The 10778-nt window shown below is 73.3% G+C and carries 11 protein-coding genes and 2 pseudogenes; 2 read left to right on the top strand and 11 right to left on the bottom strand.

Features of this window, described 5'->3' with window-relative positions; genetic code table 11:
* Window positions 1-498, bottom strand: a 498-nt coding sequence (locus KN815_RS41010; RefSeq protein ID WP_372458609.1) for an MFS transporter, incomplete at its 3' end; no start/stop codon positions are given.
* A 56-nt stretch (window positions 499-554) separates the two neighbouring features.
* Between KN815_RS41010 and KN815_RS41005 the strand changes: the two genes are divergently transcribed.
* Complete coding sequence (locus tag KN815_RS41005; protein ID WP_216346874.1) at window positions 555-1130, top strand: CGNR zinc finger domain-containing protein; 576 nt, start codon at window positions 555-557, stop codon at window positions 1128-1130.
* 32 nt (window positions 1131-1162) lie between these two features.
* Here KN815_RS41005 and KN815_RS41000 read toward each other — a convergent pair whose 3' ends face one another.
* The 6 genes from KN815_RS41000 to KN815_RS40975 form a co-directional block, all read right to left on the bottom strand.
* Window positions 1163-2752 carry a sodium/solute symporter gene (locus KN815_RS41000; RefSeq protein ID WP_216346873.1) on the bottom strand — a complete coding sequence of 530 codons (1590 nt, stop codon included), beginning with the start codon at window positions 2750-2752 and terminating at the stop codon, window positions 1163-1165.
* Window positions 2749-3105, bottom strand: coding sequence for a hypothetical protein (locus tag KN815_RS40995; RefSeq protein ID WP_216346872.1), 357 nt, complete (start codon window positions 3103-3105; stop codon window positions 2749-2751). The genes KN815_RS41000 and KN815_RS40995 overlap by 4 nt, the downstream gene beginning before the upstream one ends.
* Window positions 3106-3273: 168 nt before the next feature.
* Window positions 3274-4575, bottom strand: a complete 1302-nt coding sequence (locus KN815_RS40990; protein ID WP_216346871.1) for a PucR family transcriptional regulator — start codon at window positions 4573-4575, stop codon at window positions 3274-3276.
* An 87-nt stretch (window positions 4576-4662) separates the two neighbouring features.
* Window positions 4663-4926 (bottom strand): hypothetical protein, encoded by a 264-nt coding sequence (locus KN815_RS40985; RefSeq protein WP_216346870.1) that lies wholly within the window; start codon window positions 4924-4926, stop codon window positions 4663-4665.
* On the bottom strand, window positions 4923-5078 hold the full coding sequence (locus tag KN815_RS40980; RefSeq protein ID WP_216346869.1) for a hypothetical protein: 156 nt from the start codon (window positions 5076-5078) through the stop codon (window positions 4923-4925). Before KN815_RS40980 ends, KN815_RS40985 begins: the two co-directional genes overlap by 4 nt.
* 97 nt (window positions 5079-5175) lie before the next feature.
* The gene (locus KN815_RS40975; RefSeq protein WP_372458610.1) at window positions 5176-5604 is read right to left on the bottom strand and encodes a spore-associated protein A; all 429 of its coding nucleotides are present in this window, start codon (window positions 5602-5604) and stop codon (window positions 5176-5178) included.
* Window positions 5605-5814: 210 nt separating this feature from the next.
* On the opposite strand from KN815_RS40975, the gene KN815_RS40970 reads away from it, so the two are divergent.
* Window positions 5815-6771 carry a lytic polysaccharide monooxygenase auxiliary activity family 9 protein gene (locus tag KN815_RS40970; RefSeq protein ID WP_253209566.1) on the top strand — a complete coding sequence of 319 codons (957 nt, stop codon included), beginning with the start codon at window positions 5815-5817 and terminating at the stop codon, window positions 6769-6771.
* On the opposite strand, the pseudogene KN815_RS40965 reads toward KN815_RS40970, so the two are convergent.
* The 4 genes and pseudogenes from KN815_RS40965 to KN815_RS40950 form a co-directional block, all read right to left on the bottom strand.
* Window positions 6746-7465 (bottom strand): annotated as a pseudogene (locus KN815_RS40965) (TauD/TfdA dioxygenase family protein); the annotation flags it as partial. The gene KN815_RS40970 and the pseudogene KN815_RS40965 overlap by 26 nt on opposite strands.
* Window positions 7466-7497: 32 nt before the next feature.
* The gene (locus KN815_RS40960) at window positions 7498-8802 is read right to left on the bottom strand and encodes an FAD-dependent oxidoreductase (RefSeq protein WP_216346867.1); all 1305 of its coding nucleotides are present in this window, start codon (window positions 8800-8802) and stop codon (window positions 7498-7500) included.
* On the bottom strand, window positions 8799-10523 hold the full coding sequence (locus KN815_RS40955) for a prenyltransferase/squalene oxidase repeat-containing protein (RefSeq protein ID WP_216346866.1): 1725 nt from the start codon (window positions 10521-10523) through the stop codon (window positions 8799-8801). Before KN815_RS40955 ends, KN815_RS40960 begins: the two co-directional genes overlap by 4 nt.
* A gap of 35 nt (window positions 10524-10558) precedes the next feature.
* Window positions 10559-10778: pseudogene (locus tag KN815_RS40950) on the bottom strand (UbiA family prenyltransferase); the annotation flags it as partial.

The raw sequence follows: 10778 nt of genomic DNA, 5'->3' as shown, positions 1-10778 counted from the left end.
CACGGCGGCCGGAGCCCCGGCCGCCCCCGCGACGGCCCCGGCGAGTGCGGGCCCCACCAGCGCGGCGAGGCTGAATGTCATCGCGTCGAGTGCGTTGGCCCGGGGCAGGGCCCGCGGCGGTGCCACCCGCGGCAGTTGAGAGGTCCAGCCGCCGGACAGGGCCGGTCCCAGCAGCCCGGCGCCCACCGCGAGAAGAACCGTGAGGGCGAACGGCAGCCGCCCCAGCCCCAGGAGGATCGCGGTGAGCGCCGCCGCGTAGAGGGCGAGTGCCGCGGCCAGCAGCCGCCCGGGCCGGGCGGAGCGGTCGAGCAGCACCCCGAAGAGCGGTCCGCCGACCGCCGCCGCGATCATGATGCCCGCCAGCAGCGACGAGCCCGAGGAGGCCGAACCGGTGAGCGCGGGTCCGGCCAGCAGCAGCGCGGGCCCCGACATCTCGTCCCCCGCGCGGGCGGCGGCCGCCCCGCCCAGATAGCACTCCATCGCGTAACGCCCTGGCATGCGGATCACGTTACGGAGGTAACGTAAATGTTGACCAGGTGCGTTACATTGACCCCGTGTCACCACCCTGGAACGACGAACGGTCCACCCGGCTTTCGGTGCGGGACACCGCCCGGCGCACCGCCATCCTCGTCAACGCCCTGACCGCGGAGCCGAGTCCGGACCCCGGCGCGATCGCCGGGATCCTGCTCGACCACGGTGAGCCCGGCCCGGTCGAGCTCACCGCCGGTGATGTCGCGGGCATGCGCACCGCCGCGCTGCGGCTGCGCGAGGTGTTCGCCGCCGCGCGGGTCGACGAAGCCGCCGGGGTGCTGAACCGGCTGCTGCGGGAGGGCACGGGTCCGCTCCGGCTCAGCTCGCACGACGGCCGTTCACCCTGGCATCCGCACCTGGACAGCGATGACGAGGCGCCCTGGGGCGAATGGTTCCTCGCCTCCTCGTGCATGGCGCTGACCGTGCTGATCTGGGACGGTCAGCGCCCGCCCGGCGGCCTGTGCTCCTCCCCCAGTTGCGGCGATGTCTTCCTCACCGTGGGCAGCGGACCGGAGCGCCGCTACTGCTCACGCCGGTGCGCGACCCGTGAGCGGGTGGCCGCCCACCGGCGCGCCAAGGCCGGGCCCCGGTCCCCGTAAGAGACCCAGGACCCGGGGCGGCACCGGGCGGGTCAGCCGGTGGGCATCGCGTACGGCGTCTCCCCCCGCGTGGGGTCCTGGGCATGCCGTGCCCGCCGTCCGGTACGGGAACCGAGCCAGCCGAGCAGAAACCCGGCGGGAATGGTGACCAGGCCCGGGTTGCGGAGCGGGAACCAGTGGAAGTCGCGCGCGGGGAAGACCGCGAGCGGGTTGCCGGAGATCGCCGGGGAGAAGGCCATGGTCACGGCGGTGAGGAGGAGTCCTCCGTACAGCGCCCAGCGCAGTCCGTTCACCGTGAAGCCGCGCCACAGGGTGCCGTAGAGCACGATCGGCAGCAGGGCGGAGGCGGCGGCCGCGAAGGTGAAGGAGATCAGGACCTGCCGGTTCCAGTGCTGGGTCACGATGGCGAGGACGACGGCCACGACGCCGACGACCACGATGGCCGTACGGGCGGCGGCCAGCTCCCGGTTGGCCGAGAGCGTGCCCTTGAAGACGACCTTGGCCAGGACGTCATGGGCGAGGGAGGCCGCGGCGGCCAGGGTGAGTCCGGCCACCGCCGCGAGGGTGGTGGCGACGACCGCGCAGGCCACGACGGAGAAGAGCAGGCTGCGGTGGGCCTCCTGCGCCGCCGGGTCCAGGGCCAGGGTCAGCATCAGCAGTGAGTCGCTGCCGGTGGGGTCGGAGGCGCGCAGGGCGCGGGCGCCGACGACGGCGGTGGCTCCGGCGCCCACGATCACGATCAGCCCGAGGATGGTGGTGACCGCGCCCACCGCCCAGGTGGTGGCGGCGCGGGCGGCCCGCATGCCGCGGATCGGGTGGAGCCGCATGGTGAGATGCGGCATGCAGGCGGCGCCGACGGCGAGGGTGAGCTGGACGCTGATGACATCGAGGCGGCCGCTGAGCGAGTCGCCGTACTGGCGGCCGGACTGCCAGAAGCCGTCGCCGTAGCCGCTGGCGTCGGCCGCGGCGCCGAAGAGGGTGAACGGGTTCCAGGAGAAGCGCTTGAGCACCAGAGCGGCCAGCAGGACGAACGCGGCGAGCAGCAGTACCGTCTTGAGAATCTGGATGAATCCGGTGCCCTTCATCCCGCCGAGGGCGGCGTAGCAGACCATCAGCGAGCCGATGAAGACGGTGCAGCCGGTGACCGCGCCGCTTCCCGGGATGCCGAGCAGCACCGCCAGCATGGCCCCGGCGCCGTTGAGCTGGACCAGCAGCAGCGGCATGACGACCACCAGCACCACGACGGCGGTGCCGATGCGGGCGGGTCGTTCGCTCAGCCGCTCGGAGAGGACGTCGCCGAGGGTGAACCGCCCCCGTCCGCACAGCGGTCCGGAGAGGACCAGCATGAACAGCAGGATGGAGAGCACGGTGGACGAGGCGATCAGCACCCCGTCGAATCCGGCCAGGGCGATGGTGCCGGTGGTGCTGAGCACGGTGGCGGCGGAGATGTAGTCACCCGCGATGGCCAGGCCGTTCTGCATCGGGCTGAGCCCGCCGGTGCCGAGGTAGAACTCGGTGGGGTCGTCATTGCCGGTGGCCGCGAGGATGCACAGCAGGAACGAGACGGCCATGAAGCCCGCGAAGAGCACGAACGCGAGCGTTCTGGGATCGAGAAAGCTCACCCCTCCGCCTCCTCCGTCGTGGCGGTGGACCGGCGGTGGGCCCGGGCCAGGACGGTGAGCAGCACCGCCGTGTCCAGGCCGATCAGCAGGGCGCCCACGGTGAATCCACCGCCCGCACCGAGGTTGACGACGCCTTCGGCGGCACAGTTCACCACCACGGCGGCCACATGACAGGCGAGCGCGGTGCAGGCCGCCCGCGCCGGCCAGGGCCACGGCCGCTGCCACGGTGTGCGCCGCACCGGCGGAGGCGGTGCCGTGGGGCGGGACGGCATGGCGAGGGTGCGGCGCGTGGTGCGGGGCTCGAGCTCGAAGGGTGGGACGGACGCGCGCCAGGGCTGGTCGTAGTCGGACATGTCGCGGCTCCTTGTGCGGGTTCCGCCCCATGTCACAGGGGCGGAATCGCCACGACAGCAGGTCAGCGCGGTCGCGTACAGCCCAACCGGCGGACCGTGTGACGGGTGCACATGATCGGCCGAGGGCCGTTGTGCACGCCCACATCGCCTCAGGCCGAGGGGTGCTGCTCAGGGTGTCAGCAGCCGGTGCGCGGACAGCGCGAGCGACAACTCCATGACCTCTCGGGGGTGGTCCAGGCAACGCCCGGTCAACTGCTCATAGCGGCGCAGCCGGTTGAGCACCGTGTTGCGGTGGCAGAACAGCAGCTCGCCCGCGCGGCGGGCCGATCCCCCGCCGTCCAGCCAGGCGGCCAGCGTCGTCAGCAGCAGCTCCCGGTCGGCGGACTCCAGGGCCAGGACCGGTCCGAGCATCCGGTCGGCGAGCGCGGCCCCGAGGTCCGGGCAGGACACCACCAGCGCCTCCGGATAGCGCTCGTCCAGCAGCGCCGCCTGCCCGGCGGCCGGGCGGGTGCGCAGTGCCGTATCGGCGAGCCGGCGGGCCGTGTTCACCGCGGCGAGACCGGATACGGCGGGGCTGACCCCGGCCCGTGCGCCGGGCGGCACCTCCAGCCCGCGCACCAGATGCTCCGCTCCGTCGTCGCCGAGCAGCACGATGGCGTGGGCGGTGCCCTCCGCCGTATGCCAGACCGTACGAAGTCCCGCGCCCACCGTGGCGGGGTGCGGCGCCCGGGACGAGGCGTCGGTGTCCTCCAGCGCCACGACCGCGTAACGCCCCTGCTCGGGCAGGCCGAGGGCCTCCTCCGCCTCGGGGAAGTCGCTCACCCGGGCGGTGCCGTCGAGCAGGGCCGCGACGATGATCCGGTAGCGGTTCTCCCGGTGCCAGGAGAGCTGCCGCTCGACCTCCTGATACGCCGTGGCGACGAGGGTGCAGTGCTCGTCGACGAAGTTCCATACGTCGGCGGCGACATGGACCAGCGACTGGGCGCCGAGCGGGTCCTCCTTCGAGGCGGTCTCCAGGAGCTGCTCCCACACCACGGTGCAGCCGATGCGGTACGCGTGCAGCAGCGCGTCCAGCGGAAAGCCCTGCGCGGCCCGGTCGGTGCCGATCCGCCAGGCGCAGGACCTGGCCGATTCGCGCGTCTCCTTGGGATGCACCAGCGAGCGCACATTGTTGCTGAGCGAGTCGTGGACCTCCCGCCACACCTCATGCGCGTCCAGGGAGGGCGACCGGTAGGCGGGCTCCCGCTCCTTCATCAGCGCGACGATTCGGTCCGCCAGCCGGGGCACCTCCTCGATGAGCACCCGGGCGGCGCGGTGCAGCAGCGCCACGGTCTCGGCATCGGCCCGCGACCGGATCGGCGGACGGGCGGCGGGCATCCGGGGCGGCGTCCGCCCCCGGTCGGTGGACAGGCGGGGGACGGCGCGGCCCTTGGCGGGGACGGCAGCGCGGGAGCCGGTGACTGGGTGCATGAACGATCCTCCACCTGTGACGGGCAATGCGCAGCTCGACGCGGCAGCGTGAGGCCACGGCCAGGTTGAATACCAGAGCCTGCCCCGCTATTGCACCATCGACATACCGGCGGGTCGGTGGGTTCCGCGAATTCTCCTGCGCACCCGGCCGGTGGCGGCGCGCAGCCGCAGCACGGTGTGGGCCGCGGCGCGGACCGGCATCGCGGGGCGCCCAACGCCGAGCGCCCGGCGCGGCTCCTCGTCCAGGAGGCTGTCGGCGGCGCTGCCCGCGAGCGGGCCGAGCACCCCGGGAACACGCCCGGCGCGCAGATCCCTGCTGGCCGCCCACAGGGCGTCGGCCTCGGGGGTCACCGATACATCAACTCACCGGTCGGCTTGGCGCGGACCCGGGTGTGCCGGGTCATCCGGCCGGTGGCGGTGAGCACCCGGGCGATCTCCGGTACCGCGAAGGTACGGCAGAACCCCAGATTGAGCCCCATCTTCAGATCCTGGACGAAGATCACTCGAAATCTTCGGGATCGCGGCGGCCACCCTCCCAGAAGGTGGCCGCCGCTCCCCCGTGTGTTCCCCCGTCGGTGTGCCGAGGCGTGGCTTTCGGGCTTACCAGCCCTTGGTCACGCGGTGGGCCTTGAGGGATCCGCAGTTCGATCCGTACGTCCAGGTGGACTGGTTGTCGATGCCTCCGGCCCAGTCCACGCACTTGCCGCGCCCGTCGCCGTACACCGGGCCCGCGTACGAGGTGTACGTGCCGCCGTCCTCGGCCGCCTCGTCGGCACCCTGAACGTACAGGTAGGCGAACATCGGAACCGCCTTGCCCGTGGCGTTCCGCACGGTGACCACGCAGTTCTTGCCCTTGGCGGAGTTGTAGGTGAGGAAGACGGTGCCCTTGGTGCCGATGGGCGCCGAGTTCACCACCTTGTATCCGCTGCCGCACACCCCGTTGTACGCGGCCTTGGTGGCGGCCGATGCCTGCGGCGTCAGGGCCACGGTGCCCGCGATGGCGGTGGCGAGCACCGCGGTGGCGGCCATACGACGAGAAAGATTCATTTGTCCCCCTTAATGATTCTTCATGGGCGTAGGCGCTGTTTGCGTCTGCCTAGGGAGACATGCCGGGCTCGCGGATGGTTGTACGGCATTCCACGACTGCTTCCGGCGGGCCGTTGAACGCCCGGTCCTGGCTTCCCGTATTCGAGGAGACGGGCGACGCGTCCGTCGAACCGACCCGGAGGGCCGCACCGGATGACCTCGTATCGCACCGCCGCCGTGGGCGCTCTTCTCGGGGCCCTCCCCTGCCTGTTGACGGCGCTGGCCGCTCAGCCCGCCCAGGCCCACGGGGCGCCGACGGACCCGGTGAGCCGGACGTTCGCCTGCTCCCCCGAGGGCGGGGGCGCGGCGCGGTCGGCGGCGTGCCGGGCGGCTCGGGCCGCGGGTGGTCCGGAGGCGGCGGACTGGGACAACCTGCGTATCGCGGGGGTGGCGGGCAAGGACCGGGAGCGGGTCCCGGACGGGAAGCTGTGCAGCGGGGGCCTGGAGGCGTACCGGGGGCTGGATCTGGCGCGCGCCGACTGGCCTTCGACACGGCTGTCGGCCGGGGCCGATCTCACGCTCACCTACCGGTCGACGATTCCGCACACGGGGACCTTCGAGCTGTATCTCACCAGGGAGGGCTACGATCCCGCGCGGCCGCTGAAGTGGTCGGACCTGGAGGCGAAGCCGTTCGCCACGGCCAAGGACCCCGCGCTGATCGACGACGCGTACCGCATCAAGGCCACGCTGCCCGCCGGCCGGACCGGCCGTCAGCTCCTCTATACGATCTGGCGGAACACCAGCACCCCGGACACCTACTACTCCTGCTCCGATGTGGTGCTGGGCTCCAAGGCCCGCTCGTCGGAAGCCCCCTCGCCGGAAGCCCCCTCGTCGAAGGCCGCCGCCCCGCCGTCCCAGGACGCCGCAGCGGCCTCCCGCGCCGCCTCCGCCACCTCCGCCACTTCTGCCACCTCTGCCACTTCCGAGGAGGACGACGGCGGCAGCACTCCGATGCTGCTCGCCGGTGGTACGTCCGTGCTGGTGCTCGGCGCGGGTAGTAGCGCTCGTCGGGCGCGGGCCGGTACTCCTTCCAGCGCGGGGTGTCGCCGGTGGGCTGGTCGCCGAGGACGGTCACCCGCCGGCCCCTGCGGGGTTCGGCGTAGTCGTTGACGGCCAGGTGCTGGGTGGCGCGGTTGTCCCACATCGCGACGGCGCCGGGCTGCCAGCGGTAACGGCAGTTGAACCGGGGCGACTCGGAGTGCTCGAAAAGGTATTGCAGCAGGGCGTCGCTCTCCGGGCGGCTGAGCTGCGGGATGTGCGAGGTCCACATGCGGGTGACGTACAGGGAGCGCCTGCCGGTCTCGGGGTGGATCCGCACCACCGGGTGTTCGGCGGAGTGCTCGCCGGTCTGCGGTGTGTTGAGGACATGGACGGCGGTGAGCCCGTCGAGGAGTTCGCGCATCGGCTCGGAGAGCGTCTCGTAGACCAGGTACTGGTTGCTCCACATGGTGTCGCCGCCGGAGGCGGGACACACCTGGAGATGGAGGATGGAGGCGACCGGCGGATTGGGCTGGAAGGTCACGTCGATATGCCACTCGTCGGCCTTGGCCCCCTGGTCCGCGTCCAGGACGACGATCTCGGGATGGCCCTCGACCTTCGGCAGAAACGGATGGACCTCCAGCTCCCCCAGCCGCCGTCCCAGGGCGATATGCGCCTTTGGGGTGAGGTGTTCCTGGTCCGGGAAGAAGACCACGAGGTGCTTGAGCAGCAACTCGTGAATCCGGTCGAAGAGTTCATCGGTGAGCTCGGTCAGATCGACACCGCGGATCTCCGCGCCGAGTGCTCCGGAGACGGGGGTCACCATCAATTCGGAAGTGGGCATGCGGTAAACCGTCCTCACATGGGTTGCGGTCGGCCGGCCGGGGCGGTCGGCACTCGGTGGGCGCGCGGATCGGGGAGGAGACCGAGCTGCTGTAGCCGGTCCAGCGGGGTCAGCGGGCGCGGGCCGAGGCCCGACATGTTGTGGGTGACGGTGTGCAGCAGCCGGGGGTTGGCACCGGTGTGGCGGACGGCCCGGCGCCCGAGGACCCGGCCGCGCCACGACAGATCGGTGACCATCCGCGCCGCGTTGCCGCTGGTCCTGGCCGCCTGGGTGAGAAGGGGCAACTGCCGCTCGTGGTAGTCGCGCAGCGCGGCGTCCACCACCGCGGCCGACATCCCGCCCGTACGCTCCAGATGGTCCGACAGCCGTTCGGCGAGGGCACCGGCGCTGGTGATGGCGGTGTTCATGCCCTGCGCCGCCATCGGATGGACGGCGTACGCGGCCTCGCCGACCAGCGCCAGTCCGCGCCCCGCCAGCCGGGGCGACAGCAGCCGTCCGACGGGCAGCGTCTGGCGGCTGTCGAGATGAGCGAGCAGGGACGCCGTCAGCGGCTCCAGGGCGGGCACCTGGGACAGCGCCCGGGCGGCCCAGTCGGCCAGTCCCCCACGTGCCGTGACGCCGCGCAGCTCATCGGGCCCCGCCTGAAGGTAGAGCCGCAACCGGCCGCCCGGCAGCGGATAGAGCAGCCGCAGCCCCCGGTCGGTGACGTACGCGGAGAAGTCGTCGGCCCGGGCGGCAGCGTCGGCGTCGCCGATATCGAAGGAGACCAGCCGGTGTGGATAGTCGGCCCGTTTGGCCTCGATGCCCGCCCAGGACCGCAGCCGTGAGGAGATGCCGTCGGCGGCGACCACGAGTGGCGCCCGCTGCTCGTAGACCCTGCCGCCCTCGGCCAGCCGCAGTCCGGTGATCCGGCCGGAGTCGTCGCGCAGCGGCGCCTCCGCGCGCACGCCCCGGCGCAGTTCGACACCCGGCCCGAGGCTCTCGGCCAGGGCGGCGAGGATGACCGCGTGGTCATGAGCCAGCAACCACTGGTCGGGGGCGGGCAGTTGGCCGTAGTCGAGGGACATCCGCGCGATGCCTCGCGGATCGCGGACGACCAGCCGCCCGAGCCGGACCGCCCCCTGCGCGTCGAGCCGCTTCTCCACGCCCCAGGAGCGCAGCAGGCGCAGCGCGCCCGGCTGGAGCACCTCTCCCTTGGCGATCGGGCGGACCTTCGGCTGCTTGTCGACGACCAGGACGTCCAGTCCGAGGGCGCCGAGTGCGCGGGCCGCCGCGAGACCGCCGACGCCCGCCCCGCACACCAGCACATCGGGGCTCATCCCCGGCCTCCTTCTCCGGTTTCGGCTGCGCGAGCGGCCTGTGCCGAGCGGTAGTGGGCGAGGGCCCGCAGTGCCAGGCCCGCCGCGATGCCGTCGTCGGCGTAGCGGGCACAGCCGCGGACGTACTCGTTGACGGGGCCCGGGGTCCAGCCGCCGTCCGTCCGCTGGGCGTCGACGAGCCATCGGGCCGCCGCCGCGAGGGCGGGGTCGGCGGGGCTCAGCCCGGCGGCGAGCAGCCCGCGCAGCGCCCAGGCGGTCTCCTCGACGGTGCCCGGCCGGGTGTCCTCGCCCGGCTGGGTGTCCTCGCCCGTGCTCCATGAGCCGTCGGGGTGGCGGGTGCGCAGCAGCCAGTCCCTGGCCCGGGCCGCCGCCCGGTGGTGTTCCCCGGTGCGGCCCGCCCGGCTGAGCGCCTCGAGCGCCGCGGCGGTGCCGGGGGTGCCGCCGCGGTACCACATGGCCTCGAACGATCCGTCGGGTCGCTGCCGGCCGAGCAGCCAGCGCACCGCCTTGGCCACGCGCGGGTCGTCGGCCCCTGCCCCGGAGTCGAGCAGGGCGCCCACGGCCTTGGCGGTCATCTGGGGGCAGGGCCCGAAGCCGCCCGGTTTGCTGTTCCGTACGGCGAGGCTCCAGGACCCGGCCGCGTCCTGGGTTGCGGTCAGCCACCCCAGCCCGGCGCGGACGTGGCAGTCGTCCGCGCCGCCGGGCAGCTTCAGCAGGATGGCGCTGGACTCGGCCGTCTCCAGGGCCATCGGCCAGCTTCGGGGGCTGGAGAACCCCCAGTAGCCGGCCGGGCAGCCGAGGGCGTCGAACGGCTCGGGCTGCTGGTGGCGGTGGAGCATCTCGCGGGTGCCGATGAGCTGCGGGTCCTCGGCGTGACCGGCCTCGATCAGCGCGGCGGTGGCGAAGTTCGTCCAGGTCACATCGAGGGGCATGAGATCCCAGGAGCCGTCTGGATTGGCCGCGGAGCGGAGCCAGCGGGCGGCGGCGCGGACCAGGCCGGGCGCCTGGCCGGAGCGGGCGAGGCCGAGGCAGATGAGTCCGGTGAGCCACGGGTCGGTGCTGAACCCGCCGGTGGCGCCCTCGCGTTCGTAGGCGTCATGGACGATCGTCAGGGCCTTCGGCCGGGCCAGCCGGTCCAGGGCGCGGCCGGCCGGGCCGCGGCGGCGGTGGGCGGACTGGGCGAGCGCCTGGCTCGCGTAGATGGGCAGCCGCAGGCTCAGCAGGCGGCGGCTGAGGCCGGGGAAGAGCAGCAGTTCCAGGGGGAGCCGTCGCTGGGCGCCCTCGTGGGGCAGTCCGGCGAAGGTGTGGAACTGGCGGATGAGGGCGGTCATCGCGGGTTCCGGGACGGCCCCGGAGCCGCCGAGCGCCTCGAACCGGGCCCGTGCGGCATGGACGGCCGACGCCGCCCGGCGGGGGGCGAGCAGGTGGAGCGTCGCGGCGGCGAGCGCGGTGGTGAGGGGTTCGGTGGGCACCCCGCGCATGGCCCAGCCGCCGTCGTCCCGCTGGGTCTCGCACAGCCAGGTGACACCGCGCTCGATGGTCTCGGCCGAGCCCTCCGGATCGGCGAAGTGGAGTGCGGTGAGGGCTCCGGCGGTGTTCAGCGGGGAGGCGTGGTGCGCGCCGAAGACGAAGGCGCCGTCGTCGCGCCGGTGGGCGAGGAGCGCCTCGGTACCGGCGGTGACGGCCGTGCCGACGCTCTCGGTCAAGGCGGAAGCGGGCATGGGAGCGGACCCTTCTGCTGGTGGCGCGCGGTGTTTCAGGGGCGTGGACCGGGGAGGGTGGGCCCGCCGTCGGCCAGGGGGGCGGGGAATTCATGCCGGGACCGCATCCGGCTCTGGGTGATGACGCTGACCGTGAGGAGCGGCGTCAGCAGTGCCAGGGCGGGCGTCGTGCCGGCGCCCGCGGCCACCACCGCCGCGGCCAGCACCAGGCGTTCGGCGACGAGGACGGCGTGGGCGCGCAGCGCCAGCGCGGGG

This window comes from Streptomyces niphimycinicus, assembly GCF_018883605.1.
GTDB lineage: Bacteria > Actinomycetota > Actinomycetes > Streptomycetales > Streptomycetaceae > Streptomyces > Streptomyces niphimycinicus.
This window is presented reverse-complemented; position numbering and strand designations above follow the sequence as displayed.